The following is a 17,150-nucleotide window of genomic DNA, read 5'->3' on the forward strand; positions in this document are numbered from 1 at the left end:
TTAGGATGCCTGGGCGGTTTGAGGGTTCAGTAGACGATCCGCTCAGTAACGAGCGAGATTGATTGCATCGAAGCTGTCAACCACCTCATGACCTGCCAGCGAGCCGCCCTCGCGAGCCAGCCCGCAGGTCTGCATGCCAGCCTGACGCGCGGCGTCCAACTCTTCCACCACATCGGAAAGAAACAGGATTTCACTAACCGGCGAGCCGATCGAAGCGGCGATTCGCACGTACGAATCCACTTCGCGTTTGTGGCCGCTGCCGGTGTCGAAATAGCCGGAGAACAGCGGCGTCAGATCGCCTGCCTCGGCGCAGCCGAAAATCAGTTTTTGAGCTTGAACCGACCCCGACGAATAGACATACAGGGCGTAGCCCTTCTCATGCCAACGTCGCAGCGCGGCGACCGCATCCGGATAGACATGGCCCTTGAGCTGGCCAGCACGATACCCATCGGCCCAGACCATGCCCTGCAGTGCTTTGAGAGACGTAGCCTTTCGATCGGCAGCGATCCACTCCAGCAGTATCTCAACAACACGCTCGATACTCGCATCCGGCTCGCCACTCTCGCGGCGTACCGCCTCGATCTGTTCCGCCACCGCCGGCTCTGTCGCACTATTGAGCACGAACGCAGGCAGATGCTTTCGGGCATAGGGAAACAGCACGTCAAAGACGAAGCTCACCGCACTGGTGGTGCCTTCGATGTCGGTAAGGATGGATTTGATCGGCATCTTCAATCCTCCAGGCGTGGAAAGCGGCCGGCGATATCTTCGCCGGTAAACTGCGCGACCCAACCTTCGGAATTATTGAACAGGCGAATGGCGACGAAGTGGGGATTTTCACCCATATCGAACCAGTGCTTGGTTCCCGCCGGAACTGAAATCAGATCATTTTTCTCGCACAATACGGCGTATACCTTGTCCTCGATGTGCAGCGTGAACAACCCGCGGCCGGCAACGAAGAAGCGCACCTCGTCTTCAGCGTGGCGATGCTCCTCCAGGAACTTGGCGCGCAGTTCGGCCTTCTGCGGGTGGTCGCTGGCGAGACTGATCACATCGACGGTGACGTAACCACGCTCATTCATCAGCCGGTCGATCTGGGGACGATAGGCGGCAATCACCTCTTCGGAGCTGGCACCCGCAGCGATGGGTGCGCTCGCCTGCCAGCGCTCGAGATGCACACCGACGTCGGCCAAGGTGGCGGCGATGTCGTCGACATGAGTGAGAACCTTGAGTGGCTGCTCGGGAGCAGTGTCCTGATAAACGCTAAGGATGCTCATGGTGATGGTCTCCGGCCGGGGGTGGCTGCCCGGGCCTCTCTTCGGTTATTCGGACACGCATTGCGTGTGTTAAAAAACTGGCTATACCTGCTGCAGCATGCGCATCTTTAGTTCGCATTCGAACAGGAACTCGAACGCCTCGATCTGGCGTAGCGCATCACTCATCTGGGCGCCCCAGGTATAGAGGCCATGCCCGCGAATCAGATAGCCGACGCAATCGGGATGTGCGTCCAGCCAGGGTTGGACGTTTGAGGCGAGCCGCTCGATATCCTGGTCATTGTCGAAGATCGGCACCAGCACCTGCGATTCATGTGTCGCTATCCCACCGAACGCCTTTTGTAGCTCGTAGTCAGCGAACACCAGCGAATCGCTAAGACAGGCCCGTGAAAGCACGGTGGCATTCACGGAGTGGGTATGCAGCACAGCACCAATCTCGGGCTGCCAGCGATAAAGTTGGGTATGCAGCAGGGTTTCGGCCGACGGCTTCTTGCCTTCCTCCAGGCTGCGTCCCGCCATGTCGACCGCCAACAAATCATCCATTGTCAGCTGCCCCTTGTGCTTACCCGACACGGTCAGCAGCGCTTCGGAACTGGTCAGGCGCGCCGAGTAGTTGCTACTGGTGGCCGGCGACCAACCGCGGCCGTAGAGAAAACGACCTGCGTCGATAATAGCCTGGGACAAGTGTTGGCGAGTGGCGGTCATGCCCGATTCTCCTGCTTGGGGATGGCAATGATAACGGCTGCGGCCAACGCCGCCAGACTGGCAATGGCAAAGGTCCATAGCGGACCGAGGCTGGCCCAGCTGTAGCCGGAGTAAAGCGCACCTAGCGCCCCGCCGACACCCGCGAGCGTCGCGTACAGAGCCTGCCCCTGCCCCTGCTGCCGATGGCCGAAGCTGCGCTGGACGAAATGTATCGCCGCCGCATGAAAACTGCCGAACGTGGCCGCATGCATCAACTGCGCAATCAGTAGCACACCCAGATGATTGGCCAGCGTGCCCAGCAACAGCCAGCGTATCGCCGCCAGCACGAAACTCGCCACCAGGACCTGGCGTAACGAAAAGCGCGCCATCAGCGCAGCCATCACCAGAAAAAGCAGGATCTCGGCGACCACGCCCAGCGCCCAAAGCAAGCCGATGATGCCCCGACCATAGCCGAGCGCTTCGAGATGAATCGTGAAGAAGGTGTAGTAAGGACCGTGGCTAACTTGCATCAGACCGACGCAGACGAAGAATGCCAGCACGCCGGGGCGGCACAACTGGCGGAGAAAGCCGCCCTGCCCATCCAGCTCCGGCCTCTGCTCCGGCACCGCATTGGGTACCCATGCGCTGCTGATGACGATACCGGCCATGACCACCATCATCGCCACGGGATAGATATCCAGGCTCAAACGCTCGAACAGCGTACCAAGCCCCACCACCGCAACGATGAAACCAATGCTGCCCCACAGGCGGATCTGACTGTAGCGTGACGCCTGCTCACGCAGATGCGCCAGGGTAATTACCTCAAACTGTGGCAGCACCGCGTGCCAGAAAAACGCATGCAATGCCATCACCAGCGCCAGCCAGGCATAGCTTTTGCTGTAAAAAATCAGGCTGAACGAAAGCAGCGTACAAAGCGCACCAAGCCGCACGATCACCAGGCGCTGCCCGGTAGCATCCCCGAGCCAGCCCCATAGGTTCGGAGCCAGGCAGCGCATCAGCATCGGAATGGCGACCAGTTCGCCAATGCGTTCGGCGGAAAAACCGAGGTGATCGAAGTACAGACCAAGAAACGGCGCGGCAGAACCGAGCAGCGCAAAATAAAAGAAATAGAAACCGGACAGGCGCCAGTAGGGAAGAGAAGCAGTCATAAGCTGAAAGCCAGAAGCTGGAAGCGAAGCCGCCGCATAAAGTGAAACTCCGGCTTCAGGCTTCCAGCTTCACGCTCATCGTTGCCCTAGCACCGGGGTGCGCACCAACACATCGGCATTCTGCCCCCGATGACGCAGCAGATGGTCCAGAAGCACGATGGCCATCATCGCTTCGGCAATCGGCGTGGCACGGATGCCGACGCAGGGGTCGTGCCGGCCCTTGGTAACGACATCCACCGAATTACCGTCGACATCGATCGAGCGGCCCGGCGTAGTGATGCTGGACGTCGGTTTGAGCGCCAGGTGCGCGATGATCGGCTGGCCGGAGGAAATGCCGCCGAGCACACCACCGGCATTGTTCGACAGGAAGCCGTCTGGGGCCATCTCGTCACGATGCTCGGTGCCGCGCTGAGCGACACTGGCGAAACCGGCGCCGATCTCCACGCCCTTGACCGCATTGATACTCATCAGGGCGTGAGCCAGGTCTGCATCCAGGCGATCGAAAATCGGCTCACCAAGACCGGGTGGCACGCCTTCGGCGACCACCGAAATCTTGGCGCCGACTGAGTTCTGATCACGGCGTAACTGGTCCATGTAGGCTTCCAGTTCCGGCACCTTGTCTGGGTCAGGACTGAAGAAGGCGTTCTGCTCGACGCTGTCCCAGGTTTTGAACGGAATTTCGATCGGTCCCAGCTGGCTCATGTAGCCACGCACTTGAATCCCCAGCGACGCCAGGTACTTCTTGGCGATGGCACCGGCGGCGACTCGCATGGCAGTTTCGCGTGCAGAGCTGCGGCCGCCGCCTCGGTAGTCACGCAGACCGTACTTGTGGTGATAGGTGTAGTCGGCGTGGGCAGGACGAAACTGGTCCTTGATCGCCGAATAGTCCTTGGACTTCTGGTCGGTGTTGCGAATCAACAAACCAATCGGACAGCCGGTGGTGCGCCCCTCGAACACGCCTGAAAGAATCTCGACCTCGTCCGCTTCCTGACGCTGGGTGGTGTGCCGGCTTGTACCGGGCTTGCGCCGATCGAGGTCTCGCTGCAGGTCTGCAACGGTCAGCTCCAGCCCCGGCGGGCAACCATCAACGATGGCGACCAGCGCTGGACCATGGCTTTCACCAGCGGTGGTGACGGTGAACAGCTTGCCGTATGTGTTGCCGGACATGCAGGGCGCTCCGCGATCGACCTAAACAGGGGCCGGAAGTATACCCGAGCCGCTGCAGGTTTCACCGTCTCTGGTGGCGACGCGTACTGCATCGGCGAACCAAGCGGTTCGCCTCGCGTCCAACCCGCTCATCGATGACTGAATTCCGCTCATGCGTTTCTTCTTGCTGCTTGCCCTCCTCGCCATGCTCGTCCCGCACGCACAGTCACGAACGCTGCTCACTCAGACAATGGCCGTGCAGGTGCCGGATGGCACTTTGCATGGCAGCCTGCTGCTGCCGAAGACCGGTGAGTCCGTTCCGGTTGCGCTGCTGATTGCGGGATCGGGCCCTACCGACCGCGATGGCAACAACCCCATGGGCCGCAACGATAGCCTCAAGCGACTGGCGCAAGCGCTTGCCAAGCGCGGCATAGCCAGTCTGCGCTATGACAAACGCGGCGTTGGCCAGAGCCGCGCAACAGCGCCGGACGAAAGCCAACTGAGCGTGGATAGCTACGTCACTGATGCAGTGGCCTGGGCACGGCTGTTGAACGCGGACTCACGCTTCTCCGATGTGGTGCTGATCGGCCACAGCGAAGGCGCATTAATTGCCAGCCTGGCTGCGGCGGCCGTCCATCCCGCCGCATTGATCAGCATTGCAGGCAGCGGTCGGCCCATCGACCTGCTTCTGCGTGAGCAGCTCCAGGGCCGTCTGCCGCCGTCACTGCTGGCGACCGCGCATTACCTAATCGATGAACTCAAGGCGGGGCGCATCCACGAGCAAGTGCCGGACGCGCTGCAGGTCCTGTTTCGCCCCAGCGTGCAGCCCTATCTGATCTCACTGTTCCGCCAGGATCCGGCGAGCGCCTTTGGCAACACGACCGCGCCTGCGCTGATCATTCAGGGCACGCACGACATTCAGGTCGGACGCGAGGATGCCGAAGCGCTGCAGCGAGCCCGAAAAGACGCCGAGTTGACGCTCATTAAAGGGATGAATCACGTGCTGCGCATCGTCCCGATGGGCCCCGCCAGGCAAACCGCGTCCTACAACCAGCCCGAGCTGCCTATCGCTCACGCACTGACGGAACGGATTAGTCGATTCCTGCACAAACACGGCATATCGCCAGCCTCCAGTTAGCCGATCGTCGGCCGATACGCTCCTTGCCTGCCGCAACGACTCGACCGGGCAGGCCCAGGACGCCGACATGACCGACAACTCACCATTACTAAACAGCGAGGCCCCTGCGCCCGACACACCGCCACCTCATCCCTGGGCAGCGCTAACCCCGGATCGGTTTCGGTTGCTGCGCCTGGCGCCATTGCCGACCGACCGAGATACCGGTCCAAGGCCGCTGAGGTTCGTTGAGCTGGCTCAAGTCGAACGGCATACGCCGCAGCAGAGCCTGTTGAAGCTGTTCGTGCGGCTGCCGGGTCAGGTCTTGTCGAAGAAGCACAATGTGCTGGAAGTCTGGGCGGATCATCGCGCTAAAGAGGTGCGCTTCGGCCCCGATAGCGGCCTGCATATGGAGCCGGCCAACCGTGGACTCGGGCGCTTTCTGCTGGCGCAGGGGGCGCTCTGGGCGCAGAAGCGTTGGGCGCACTATCTGGTAGAGGGAGGAGCGCTTCCGGCTAAGGATATAACTGGCGAAGGCATGCGCATCCGACGTGATCATTGCCTGCTGAGCCAAGGCTTCGATGTGCTCTATCCCGAGCCTCAGCAGCTCAAGGCAACGTACGGCGCGCCTCGTGTCAGCTCGCTGCGACCCGACTGGAATACTGAGAAAGTACAGATCATCGACCTCCAGAACGCCGCCGCGATGCTTGAGCAGGCCGATCGCAACCTGCTGGAGCTGGAAACCAGAAACAGCGATATCCAGGAGCGTCTGAACCGGTTTCGCCGCGAAGACGGCACGCTCAGGTTCACTATCGCCTGCCTCATCGCATTCGCGCTATTTCAAGCGGGGCTGTTGATCTGGATCGCGACGCGCTGATGCCGCCGGCGCATTTCATTACCGCTTGAGTCGCTCATGAAACAGCGCCTGATGCTCACGGCATTGGCTTGCGGAGAGCAGAAACACCCCGTGCCCCCCCTCAGAGAATTCCAGCCAGGTAAAGTCCACCTCGGGGTACAGCGCCTCTACATGCACCTGGCTGTTACCGACTTCGATGATCAGAGTGCCGGTTTCGGTCAGGTGATCTGCCGCTTCGGCCAGCATGCGCCGCACGAGATTCAAGCCATCATCGCCGCAGGCCAATCCCAAGGCCGGCTCATGATGGTATTCGTCGGGCATGTCAGCGAAGTCTTCCGCGTCCACGTATGGCGGATTGGATACGATCAGGTCAAAACGTTGCTTGGGTAGACCATCGAACCCATCGCTCTGCACGGTATAGATACGATCTTCCAAACCGTGCAGCTCGATATTTCGGTTGGCCACTTCAAGTGCCTCGAAAGACAGATCAGCCAGCACCACCTCGGCCTCGAGGAACTCGTAGGCGCAGGCGATACCGATACAACCTGAGCCGGTACACAGGTCGAGAATCCGCGCGGGATTGGCCGCCAACCACGGCTCGAAACGACGGTCGATCAATTGGCCGATTGGCGAACGCGGGATCAGCACCCGCTCGTCGACGATAAATGGAAGCCCGCAGAACCAGGACTGCCCGAGCAGATAAGCGGCGGGCACGCGCTCTTCGATTCTTCGGCGTAGCAAGCCCTGGAGATGCTCTCGCTCATCATCTTCCAGACGGCAATCGAGATAGCCGTCGGCCATTTCCCATGGCAAATGCAGAGCGCCAAGCACCAGCTGGCGCGCCTCGTCCCAGGCATTATCCGTACCATGGCCGAAGAACAATTGCTCGGCTTGGAAGCGACTGACGGCCCAGCGAATGTGATCACGCAAGGTACGCAAGCGGGAAGGCGAAGCAGTCACGGCGGCATCTCCTGTCAAAAGCGCGAAAGTTTAGCCGATGCCCGCTCGACTTTCTCAGCGCATATCACCCGATATGGTGGCGTATTGCCTAATACCCACAATTCAAATGGCGAATTCATTACCTTGGGCAGTTCACATATTGGTCATCTGGCGCCACAATCATGCCCCTCTCAAAACAAGGAGTCAGTCATGTCCAAGCCACAGACCATGCTACAGCTCAGTGGCCGCAGCTATGCACCGGCGACTCTGGCTAATGCGACCCTTGTGGTCATAGATGTTCAGGAAGAATATCGGACGGGAACCCTCGCACTGCCGAACCTGAACTCGGCGCTCAAGGAAATCAGCAGCGTGCTCGCCGCCGCTCGCGCAGCTGGCGCGCCCGTCGTGCATGTTCATCATCTGGGAATCCCAGGCGGGTTGTTCGATCCGCAGGGCCTACGAGGGCAGATCATGCCGGAGGCGGCGCCGCTTCCTGACGAAACCGTGATTGGCAAAACGCTACCCAACGCATTCGCCGGCACCAAACTGCATGAGTTATTACAGCAGCATGGCCGCCTCGATCTAATCGTCTGTGGCTTCATGACTCACTCCAGCGTGAGCACCACGGTTCGCGCTGCGAAAGATTACGGGTACCGCTGCACGCTGGTGGACAAGGCCTGCGCCACCCGTGATCTACCAATGGAAGACGGTACCATCGATGCCACCCAGGTACATCGTATGGAAATGACCATCCTTGCGGACAACTTCGCCGTCTGTGTGAGCGATGCAGCAGCACTGGCGTAAGCCCTCGAGTGGTAAAGCGTTACCTGACACTGAATGAACCTGACCGGGCAGGTCCCGGTCTCCGCCTGTTCTGATGAGGTAACCGAATGAAACGAACCGATGGATTCGATGCACGCCGGCTCCGTCCTCGCCAACAGCGGAGCTGGGGGTCACGCCTCGGTGCAGTATTCGGTCTGCTGCTGATCATCTTCGGTGTATTTCTGGCCGGCGCCGGCGCAGCGTCGCTGTTCAGCAATCACGAAGTCGTTGTCAGCATGGCACTCGATCGCGAAGCTGCGGTGACGCTGCTGGTAACGGGCCTGATTCTGCTGTTGCTCGGCATGCTCATCAGGCGTCGCGTACTCCGCCGCATACGTGGACCTGGCGGGTTGAGCATGTCCCCTAGTCTGAAAAAGAAGCGTTGACCGTAAGGCAGCGGCGGCCTTCTCCTGCCACCGCTCATGGAACGGCTAAAGCTAAAAGCTTTGGGGTAAAATCGCCGGCAAATGCGGAGGCCCCATGCAAGAAGATGATTTTTCCCTGTTCAAATCGGCGGTTCGCGGCGTCAAGCCGATCGAACATGATCGCGCCGACACGGGCAAACCACGCAGCAACAAGGCGCAGATAGCGACGCGACGAGCCAATGCCATCGTCAGTGACGGCGAAACCCGCATCGATGGGCTATCCGACCAATTCGTCATCGATGTCGCGGCCGAAGATGAATTGCATTGGGTGCGAGACGGCGTTCAGGACAGCCAGATGCGCAAGCTGAAAGCCGGCCAGATCCCATTCGAGGGCAGTTTGGACCTGCATGGACTGAGCGTCGAGAAGGCTCGCGAGTTGCTCTGGGATTTTCTCGCCGAAGCGTGCAAATTCGAGATTCGCTGCGTACGGGTCACGCATGGCAAGGCCGCACGAATCGATGGCAAGCGCCCCCTGATCAAGAGCCACGTCAACACCTGGCTGCGCCAGCACAGTCAGGTACTGGGCTTTACCTCGTGCCTGCCGAGACATGGCGGGACCGGGGCAGTTTATGTGATTCTCAAGCGCACCATGCTCGAAGGCCGCGACGAGTAATCTTCGCGTCAGGCGCCTCGATCTGCTCATTCATGCCGCGTGATGCTTGCAGCACAGCGGCCGACCCCCTAACCTTCGCATTCGCGCTTTTTCGCAAGCCTGACAGGTAGTCACATGTCCCTGGAAACACACTACACCGCGATCCTTGGCCAACTGGGCGAGGACGTCAACCGCGAGGGCCTGCTCGATACGCCCAAGCGCGCCGCCAAAGCCATGCAGTACCTGTGCAAGGGCTACCAGCAGACACTGGAAGAAGTCACCAACGGTGCGCTGTTCAGCTCCGACAACAGCGAAATGGTGCTGGTAAAGAACATCGAGCTGTACTCCCTGTGCGAGCACCACATGCTCCCGTTCATCGGCAAGGCTCATGTCGCCTACCTGCCCAACGGCAAGGTACTCGGGCTTTCGAAAGTTGCGCGGATCGTCGAGATGTACGCCCGTCGCCTGCAGATTCAGGAGAACCTCACGCGAGAAATCGCCGAGGCGATTCAGACGGTTACCGGTGCCTGGGGCGTGGCGGTCGTCATCGAAGCGCAGCATATGTGCATGATGATGCGCGGCGTCGAGAAGCAGAACTCTGCGATGGTCACTTCGGTCATGCTTGGACAGTTTCGCGAAAACGCTGCCACCCGCAGCGAGTTTCTCGGCCTGGTCAGGTAGCGGACAGGCTGGGAAGGCGGTACCACGTCCTCTCAGCCCACCCCCACAGCTTATCGCTGCGTTACGCCTTCCCTCCTAATCGAACATACCCACATGCCGCGGATGACTGGCGACGCGCCGCAGCCATGCACAAACTGCCGGGTAGCTGTCCAACCGGAAACCACCCTCCTCGGCCACATGCGTATAGGCATACAACGCGACATCCGCGATCGAGTAATCATCACCCACTAGATACGGTGTGCGCACCAGTTGCTGCTCCATAACATCCAGCGCGTGGTAGCCGTCCAGTTGCTTGGCGGCATAGTCGTCAAGACGATCATCTGGCAGACCCAGATAAACCTTGATGAACCGCGCCACCGCAATAAACGGCTCATGGCTGTATTGCTCGAAAAACTGCCATTGCAGAACCTGAGTGCGCAGACGTGGATCCGAAGGGAGAAATTCCGACCCCTCCGCAAGGAAATTGAGGATCGCATTCGACTCCCACAGGCAGGCGCCGTCCTCTAGCTCGAGCACAGGTATCTTGCCGTTGGGGTTCTTTTTCAGAAAGGACTCTTCACGGCTTTCACCGCGGAGGATATCCACCGGAACCCATTCATAATCCCGACCGAGCAAATGCAACATCAGCTTCACCTTGTAGCAATTGCCGGACCGATGATCGCCATAAACCCTGTACGCCATTTCTTCCCCCTGGGGCAACGCAAGCGTCTTTATATTGTTTAAGCCGCCTCGACTACCTCGGCCTCCCGCACCACGCTGGCTAGCCTCCGTATGCCTTCCCGCAGGCGCTCCGGCGCAACATGGCTGAAGTTCAGCCGTAGATATCCAGGATTACGCTCGGGATCGATGAAAAACGGCTCGCCAGGCATGAACACCACATCCTGCGCCAGCGCCGGTTTCAGTAAGGTGCGCGTATCCACAGGCCGCTTCAGCTGCAACCAGAAGAACAGCCCACCCTGAGGAAGTTGCCAATCGGCAAGGTCGCTAAAATGTTCCTCCAGCGCCGCCTGCATCGCATCGCGGCGCAGGCGATAGAAGCGGCGCAGCTCGTTCAGGTGCGAGAGGTACTGCTCACTTCCCAGCCATTGCAGCGCCTGCCACTGGCCAATGCGGTTGGTATGCAGGTCGGCCGATTGCTTCAGCCGCAGCAGATACGGAAACAGATCCGGAGTCGCGATCAAATAGCCGACCCGTAGGCCCGGCAGCAGCGTCTTGGAGATCGTACCGGTGTATATCCAACTTGCCTTACGCATTCGACTGACGATGGGCCGGGCGCTACCGTCGTCGAAAACCAGCTCGCGATAGGGCTCATCTTCGATCAGGGTCACATTGAACTCATCGAGGAGCGCCGCTACCGCGTCACGTTTTTCTTCGCTATAGCGAACCGCTGAAGGGTTCTGGAACGTCGGAATCAGGTAGGCAAAGGCAGGCTTGTGCTGTTCCAGCCGTTGACGCAGCGCGACCAGCGATGGTCCATCGGCTTCCTGCGGTACCGCCAGACAATCGGCACCGAACAACTGAAATGCCTGTAGCGCGGCCAGATAGGTCGGCGCTTCAAGCAACACTTCGGTGCCGCGATCAATGAACAGCTTCGACGCCAGATCCAGGGTTTGCTGGGAGCCGCTGACAATCAGCACCTGGCTGGCCGAACAGGCGACGCCGAGCGCACGCGCTTCAGCGGCGATGGCTTCGCGCAATGCAGGCTCCCCTTCGCTCATACCGTACTGACCCATGCTCGCCGGCATCTGTGCCCACTCGACCTTCGGCAACATCGATTCGGCGGGAAGGCCTCCGGCAAACGACATCACCTCAGGGCGCTGCGCAGCGGCAAGAATTTCACGGATCAGCGAGCTTTTCAGGCGGTCGACGCGTTCGGAGAAGGCCATGGGGCACCAGATGCAGAGTGGAATAAAATGAGTCAAACTACTTGACTGAAATTACGCCTACGACCGCGAATACGTCAATATGACTGACCTAAAAAAAAGCACAATTCAGCGCCAGATCATGGAGAGCTTCTTCCTTGGCTATCAAGCTTTCACAGCCAAGCCGGACGAGATGCTTGCCCGCCGTGGACTATCTCGAGTCCATCATCGCATTCTGTTCTTTATCGCCAGCTATCCCGACCTCAGCGTAAAGGAACTGCTCGGCTACCTCGGTGTAAGCAAGCAAGCGTTGAACATACCACTGCGGCAGCTCATCGAGATGCATCTGGTAGAAAGCCGAACGGCGGAGGACGACAAGCGCAAGCGCATGCTGCGCTTCACGCCCGAAGGCGCCAAGCTGGAGCAGGCACTTAGACGGGAGCAGCTACGCCTACTCGAACGGGCGTTCAAGCAAGCAGGAGAGGAAGCAGTAGCCGGTTGGCTAGAGGTGAACCAGGCGTTGGCGGGCGGCGCCACTCGAGATTAACCGCGCTCGGAACACATCAAGCGAAGCCTGCACAGATACGAGCCAGCGGAGTCCCACTTTCAGCCAAAGACGCATCCTCGACGCAGGACGGGCGTTTGCTCAGGGACAAGACGGAATAGCAAATTGTCTTGCTGACTGCGCCGCGCACCTTCTGCGATGAGCGCGCTCCTGATAAACAAGGCGAAAGTCTAAAACTTATTCAGACGGGATACCGGATACAAAAAAGGGCGACCGAAGTCGCCCTTTTCAATGGATTACAGAACTTAGTTCTGGTTTTCCATTTGCGCGCGGATCAGATCACCGATGGTGGTCGGACCGGCAGCTGGTTCTACGTCCTGCTTGGTACGCAGTTCCTTCATCGCGTCCTTCTCATCCTCAACGTCTTTCGACTTGATGGACAGGCTGATAACGCGGCTCTTGCGGTCGATGCTAATGATTTTGGCTTCGACTTCTTCGCCTTCCTTCAGCACATTGCGCGCATCTTCAACGCGGTCACGGCTGATTTCGGACGCTTTCAGGGTCGCTTCGATATCGTTGCCCAGATCGATGATGGCGCCTTTGGCGTCAACTTCTTTCACGGTGCCACGAACGATGCTGCCCTTGTCATTGACAGCGGCGTAGTTGGAGAACGGATCGTCTTCCAGCTGCTTGATACCCAGGGAGATACGCTCACGCTCCGGGTCGACCGACAGAATGACCGTGTCCAGCTCGTCGCCCTTCTTGAAGCGACGCACAGCTTCTTCGCCGGCTTCGTTCCAGGAGATGTCGGACAGGTGAACCAGGCCGTCGATGCCGCCGTCCAGACCAATGAAGATACCGAAATCGGTGATCGACTTGATGGTGCCGGAGATGCGATCACCCTTGTTGAACTGGCCAGAGAAGTCTTCCCATGGGTTCGACTTGCACTGCTTGATGCCCAGGGAGATACGACGACGCTCTTCGTCGATGTCCAGAACCATGACTTCCACTTCGTCGCCGACCTGTACGACCTTCGACGGGTGAATGTTCTTGTTGGTCCAGTCCATTTCGGAAACGTGTACCAGGCCTTCGACACCCTCTTCCAGCTCGGCGAAGCAGCCGTAGTCGGTGAGGTTGGTAACACGCGCCATTACGCGAGTGTTTTCCGGGTAACGGGCCTTGATGGCAACCCATGGGTCTTCGCCCAGCTGCTTCAGACCCAGGGAGACGCGGTTGCGCTCGCGGTCGAACTTCAGCACCTTGACGTCGATCTCGTCGCCCACATTGACGATCTCCGACGGATGCTTGATACGCTTCCAAGCCATGTCGGTGATGTGCAACAGGCCGTCCACACCGCCCAGGTCGACGAATGCGCCGTAGTCGGTGAGGTTCTTGACGATACCCTTGACTTGCTGGCCTTCCTGCAGCGATTCCAGCAGCGCTTCGCGCTCGGCGCTGTTCTCGGCTTCCAGGACGCTACGACGGGAAACGACAACGTTGTTGCGCTTCTGGTCCAGCTTGATGACCTTGAACTCGAGTTCCTTGCCTTCCAGGTGAGTGGTATCACGCACTGGACGGACATCAACCAGGGAACCTGGCAGGAACGCACGGATGCCGTTAACGTCGACCGTGAAGCCGCCCTTAACCTTACCGTTGATAACGCCCTTGACCACTTCCTCAGCTGCGAAAGCCGCTTCCAGAACAATCCAGCACTCAGCACGCTTGGCTTTTTCGCGGGACAGCTTGGTTTCACCGAAGCCATCTTCAACCGCGTCCAGCGCAACGTGAACTTCGTCACCCACGCTGATGGTCAGCTCGCCCTGCTCGTTGTAGAACTGCTCGACCGGGATGACGCCCTCGGATTTCAGACCGGCATGGACAGTGACCCAGTCACCATCGATGTCGACCACGATGCCGGTGATGATCGCACCCGGCTGCATGTCGAGGGTTTTTAGGCTTTCTTCAAAAAGTTCTGCAAAGCTTTCGCTCATGTGTATTCCTGCTGTTTTTCGGGCGAGGATCCGCCCAATCTCCACATCCCAGATAACGTGGGTTCATTCATATAAAAAAAGGCCTGCGGGACTAGCTCTGGTCTCCCACATGCCTCCTTGTTAACAGCCCTGAACCTCAGGAACCGTCGAGCCGCCCTGTGGCGGCCAGTCATCAGGCGAAGTCGCGCTTGGCGACTTCGCTCAGAATCTGTCCTAACACCTGCTCGATGGATAGGTCGGTCGAGTCCAACTGTACGGCATCGTCTGCCGGCTTCAGCGGAGCCACCTCACGTTGGGTATCACGCTCATCACGTGCCCGTATCTCATCGAGAAGACTCGCGAGATTAACATCATCGCCCTTGGCCTTCAACTGCAGGAAGCGCCGGCGCGCCCTTTCCTCCGCGCTGGCGGTGAGGAATATCTTCAAGGGCGCGTCAGGGAAAACCACAGTTCCCATGTCGCGACCATCCGCGACAAGGCCAGGCGGTTCGCGGAATGCTTTCTGACGCTGCAGCAACGCCTCGCGTACAACCGGCAATGCCGCGACCTGCGAAGCGCCGGCCCCAACCTGTTCGTTGCGAATTTCTTGAGTGACCTCCTCGCCTTCGAGAACGATCTGCATCCCATGACCGTGTTTATCCGCACCGAATTGCACATCCAGATGAGCTGCCAGAACCTTGAGCGCTTCCTCGTTGGTCAGATCGACACCATGATTGCGCGCAGCGAAGGCAAGCAAACGGTAAAGCGCACCGGAATCGAGAAAATTCCATCCCAGCTTGGCCGCCAGCAGCGCCGCAACTGTGCCCTTGCCGGAGCCGCTCGGGCCGTCAATGGTTATGACCGGGACCTGGCTGATCATGAATTACCCTCCACACCTACACGCATCCCAGCCCGTTCGGCCAGTGCAAGAAAGTTCGGGAACGATGTAGCCACGTTGGCGCAGTCGTGGATGCGGATAGGCGAACTGGCTCGAAGCGCAGCGACACTAAAGGACATCGCGATGCGGTGATCGCCGTGGGCCCAGACCTCACCCCCACCAAAGGCAGCGCCGCCCTCGATGATAATCCCGTCCGGGGTCGGAGTGGCCTTCACGCCGAGTATTTGCAGACCATCGGCCATCACCTGGATACGGTCGGATTCCTTGACCCGCAGCTCCTCGGCACCGCGCAATGTCGTCCGCCCCTCAGCACAGGCCGCCGCGACGAATAGCACCGGAAATTCGTCGATTGCGAGCGGGACGAGGTCTTCCGGTATATCGATGCCCCGGAGCTGAGCAGCACGCACACGGATATCCGCAACCGGTTCACCGCCTACTTCACGCAAGTTGGTCAGCTGGATATCGGCCCCCATCAGTTTGAGGATGTCGATAACACCGGTACGGGTTGGGTTAACCCCGACGTGCTCAAGCGTAACGTCAGAGCCCGGCGCGATGCTGGCCGCAACCATGAAGAACGCGGATGAAGAGATATCGGCGGGCACTTCGATCTGCGTCGAGCGCAGCGTGTGGCCGGGCTCGACCGTGGCGGTGCTACCCTCGACTTTCACCGGGTAGCCGAAACCTTGCAGCATTCGCTCGGTGTGATCGCGTGTTGGTGCCGGTTCGGTAACCGAAGTTTTCTCCGCGGCGTAAAGACCGGCCAGGAGCAGACAGGATTTAACCTGGGCGCTGGCCATCGGCATTTCGTAATGCATGCCGGACAGCGTTTGGCCGCCGCGAATGGTCAGCGGCGGGCGCCCTTCGGCCGCTGTCTCGATCACCGCCCCCATGTCGCGCAAGGGCTTGGCCACGCGATTCATCGGTCGCTTGGACAGAGAAGCGTCACCCGTCAGGGTGGTATCGAATGGCTGAGCGGCGAGCAGCCCGGCCAGCAGCCGCATCGAGGTACCGGAATTGCCGAGGTAGATCGGGCCCGGAGGCGGCTTCAAGCCATGCAGGCCAACGCCATGGACGGTAACACGCCCCTGATTCGGCCCTTCGATGACCACGCCCATGTCGCGAAATGCCTGGATGGTCGCGAGGGCATCCTCGCCCTCGAGGAATCCCTCCACCTCGGTGGTGCCTTCGGCAAGCGAACCGAGCATGATCGAACGGTGGGAAATGGATTTATCGCCTGGCACACGAAGTTGACCGCTGAGGCTGCCACCTGGGGTGGCGAGGAAGATCAGATCTTTGGAATGCATAACGTCCACATAGGCTCTGCGAGCCAGTATTTTGCTGAAATGTTCGCGGGCAGCCTTGGCGCGCGTGAACACGCCCAACAATGTATGCCCGTCTCCTTCATCGACCGCGGCGCGTAGCGCGTCGAGGTCGGCACGAAAATCGTCCAAGGTATGCAGCACCGCCTCGCGGTTGGCGAGAAAGATGTCGTGCCACATCACCGGATCGCTGCCGGCAATGCGAGTGAAGTCGCGAAATCCACCGGCGGCATAACGGAATATTTCAAGATTCTCGTTGCGTTTGGCCAGCGAGTCCACCAAACCGAAAGCCAGCAGATGGGGAAGATGACTGGTCGCTGCCAAGACGCCGTCATGATGCCGGACGTCCATGTGCTCGACATCCGCACCCAGCGCACGCCACAGCCCGTCGACAAGCGACAATGCGACGGGATCAGTGTTCTCCAGCGGCGTCAGGATCACCTTGTGTCGTCGGAAGAGCGTGCTTTCGGCAGCCGTTACGCCGCTCTGTTCCGAGCCGGCTATCGGGTGCCCCGGCACGAAACGCGGTGGCATTCTTCCGAACTGTTCCTGGGCACAGCGCACTACGTTGCCCTTGGCACTGCCGACATCGGTCAGCACGGCGTTCCCGAGGTCAAGGGCCGCAAGCTCTGCCAACACGCGCTCCATCGCCAGGATCGGAACGGCCAACTGAATGACATCCGCGCCCTGGCAAGCGTCCGCGAGATTATCAGCACAGCGATCCACTACACCAAGCTCGACGGCTAGCTCGCGAGAGCGAGAATCCAGATCGAAACCAACTACCTCGCCACAGAGCCCGCCTTCCCGCAGCCCCTTCGCGAAGGAGCCACCAATCAGCCCCAGACCGACAACAACCAGCCGTTGCACCATTGGCAAATCTGGAAGCGGTTCCGTGTT

Annotated in this window: 18 protein-coding genes; 7 read left to right on the forward strand and 11 right to left on the reverse strand. The window is 59.6% G+C overall.

Annotated elements, in window-relative coordinates:
- Nucleotides 1-42: 42 nt before the first annotated feature.
- The 5 genes from mtnC to aroC all read right to left on the reverse strand — a co-directional run bounded on the left by mtnC (nt 43) and on the right by aroC (nt 4,291).
- Entirely contained in the window at nt 43-726 is a 684-nt protein-coding gene (mtnC, locus tag H3028_RS13240; protein WP_181297444.1) for an acireductone synthase, read from the reverse strand.
- 2 nt (nt 727-728) lie between these two features.
- The gene (locus tag H3028_RS13245; RefSeq protein ID WP_181297445.1) at nt 729-1,274 is read right to left on the reverse strand and encodes an acireductone dioxygenase; all 546 of its coding nucleotides are present in this window, start codon (nt 1,272-1,274) and stop codon (nt 729-731) included.
- An 81-nt stretch (nt 1,275-1,355) separates the two neighbouring features.
- A complete protein-coding gene (locus H3028_RS13250) occupies nt 1,356-1,976 on the reverse strand; it encodes a methylthioribulose 1-phosphate dehydratase (protein ID WP_181297446.1) in 621 nt (206 codons plus the stop codon).
- Nucleotides 1,973-3,124 carry an MFS transporter gene (locus H3028_RS13255; RefSeq protein WP_181297447.1) on the reverse strand — a complete coding sequence of 384 codons (1,152 nt, stop codon included), beginning with the start codon at nt 3,122-3,124 and terminating at the stop codon, nt 1,973-1,975. The genes H3028_RS13250 and H3028_RS13255 overlap by 4 nt, the downstream gene beginning before the upstream one ends.
- A 75-nt stretch (nt 3,125-3,199) precedes the next feature.
- Entirely contained in the window at nt 3,200-4,291 is a 1,092-nt protein-coding gene (gene aroC, locus H3028_RS13260) for a chorismate synthase (RefSeq protein WP_168423972.1), read from the reverse strand.
- A gap of 151 nt (nt 4,292-4,442) precedes the next feature.
- Here aroC and H3028_RS13265 point away from each other — a divergent pair, with 151 nt between their 5' ends.
- Entirely contained in the window at nt 4,443-5,408 is a 966-nt protein-coding gene (locus tag H3028_RS13265) for a S9 family peptidase (RefSeq protein ID WP_181297448.1), read from the forward strand.
- Nucleotides 5,409-5,475: 67 nt separating this feature from the next.
- Complete coding sequence (locus H3028_RS13270) at nt 5,476-6,261, forward strand: hypothetical protein (RefSeq protein WP_181297449.1); 786 nt, start codon at nt 5,476-5,478, stop codon at nt 6,259-6,261.
- A gap of 18 nt (nt 6,262-6,279) precedes the next feature.
- Here H3028_RS13270 and prmB read toward each other — a convergent pair whose 3' ends face one another.
- Nucleotides 6,280-7,200 (reverse strand): 50S ribosomal protein L3 N(5)-glutamine methyltransferase, encoded by a 921-nt coding sequence (gene prmB, locus H3028_RS13275; protein WP_181297450.1) that lies wholly within the window; start codon nt 7,198-7,200, stop codon nt 6,280-6,282.
- 189 nt (nt 7,201-7,389) lie between these two features.
- Between prmB and H3028_RS13280 the strand changes: the two genes are divergently transcribed.
- From H3028_RS13280 to folE, 4 genes are all read left to right on the forward strand, one after another.
- Complete coding sequence (locus tag H3028_RS13280; protein ID WP_181297451.1) at nt 7,390-7,983, forward strand: cysteine hydrolase family protein; 594 nt, start codon at nt 7,390-7,392, stop codon at nt 7,981-7,983.
- A gap of 86 nt (nt 7,984-8,069) precedes the next feature.
- Nucleotides 8,070-8,387: a hypothetical protein gene (locus tag H3028_RS13285; protein ID WP_181297452.1), complete on the forward strand. Its 318-nt coding sequence runs from the start codon at nt 8,070-8,072 to the stop codon at nt 8,385-8,387.
- 94 nt (nt 8,388-8,481) lie between these two features.
- Nucleotides 8,482-9,039 (forward strand): Smr/MutS family protein, encoded by a 558-nt coding sequence (locus tag H3028_RS13290; RefSeq protein WP_181297453.1) that lies wholly within the window; start codon nt 8,482-8,484, stop codon nt 9,037-9,039.
- 114 nt (nt 9,040-9,153) lie between these two features.
- Complete coding sequence (folE, locus tag H3028_RS13295; protein WP_181297454.1) at nt 9,154-9,699, forward strand: GTP cyclohydrolase I FolE; 546 nt, start codon at nt 9,154-9,156, stop codon at nt 9,697-9,699.
- A 75-nt stretch (nt 9,700-9,774) separates the two neighbouring features.
- On the opposite strand, the gene H3028_RS13300 is transcribed toward folE, so the two are convergent.
- Together H3028_RS13300 and H3028_RS13305 are read right to left on the reverse strand one after the other, a co-directional pair.
- Nucleotides 9,775-10,380, reverse strand: a complete 606-nt coding sequence (locus tag H3028_RS13300; RefSeq protein WP_181297455.1) for a glutathione S-transferase family protein — start codon at nt 10,378-10,380, stop codon at nt 9,775-9,777.
- 38 nt (nt 10,381-10,418) lie between these two features.
- Nucleotides 10,419-11,585: a PLP-dependent aminotransferase family protein gene (locus tag H3028_RS13305; RefSeq protein ID WP_181297456.1), complete on the reverse strand. Its 1,167-nt coding sequence runs from the start codon at nt 11,583-11,585 to the stop codon at nt 10,419-10,421.
- 79 nt (nt 11,586-11,664) lie between these two features.
- Here H3028_RS13305 and H3028_RS13310 point away from each other — a divergent pair, with 79 nt between their 5' ends.
- Nucleotides 11,665-12,108, forward strand: a complete 444-nt coding sequence (locus H3028_RS13310; RefSeq protein WP_181297457.1) for a MarR family winged helix-turn-helix transcriptional regulator — start codon at nt 11,665-11,667, stop codon at nt 12,106-12,108.
- Nucleotides 12,109-12,371: 263 nt separating this feature from the next.
- Here the strand turns inward: H3028_RS13310 and rpsA are convergent, their stop codons facing one another.
- The 3 genes from rpsA to H3028_RS13325 all read right to left on the reverse strand — a co-directional run bounded on the left by rpsA (nt 12,372) and on the right by H3028_RS13325 (nt 17,123).
- The gene (gene rpsA, locus H3028_RS13315; protein WP_019339331.1) at nt 12,372-14,057 is read right to left on the reverse strand and encodes a 30S ribosomal protein S1; all 1,686 of its coding nucleotides are present in this window, start codon (nt 14,055-14,057) and stop codon (nt 12,372-12,374) included.
- A 172-nt stretch (nt 14,058-14,229) separates the two neighbouring features.
- Nucleotides 14,230-14,916 (reverse strand): (d)CMP kinase, encoded by a 687-nt coding sequence (cmk, locus tag H3028_RS13320; RefSeq protein WP_181297458.1) that lies wholly within the window; start codon nt 14,914-14,916, stop codon nt 14,230-14,232.
- Entirely contained in the window at nt 14,913-17,123 is a 2,211-nt protein-coding gene (locus H3028_RS13325; protein ID WP_181297459.1) for a bifunctional prephenate dehydrogenase/3-phosphoshikimate 1-carboxyvinyltransferase, read from the reverse strand. Before H3028_RS13325 ends, cmk begins: the two co-directional genes overlap by 4 nt.
- Nucleotides 17,124-17,150: the final 27 nt, after the last annotated feature.

It is taken from the genome of Pseudomonas sp. Q2-TVG4-2 (assembly GCF_013620795.1).
Classification (GTDB): Bacteria; Pseudomonadota; Gammaproteobacteria; order Pseudomonadales; family Pseudomonadaceae; genus Stutzerimonas.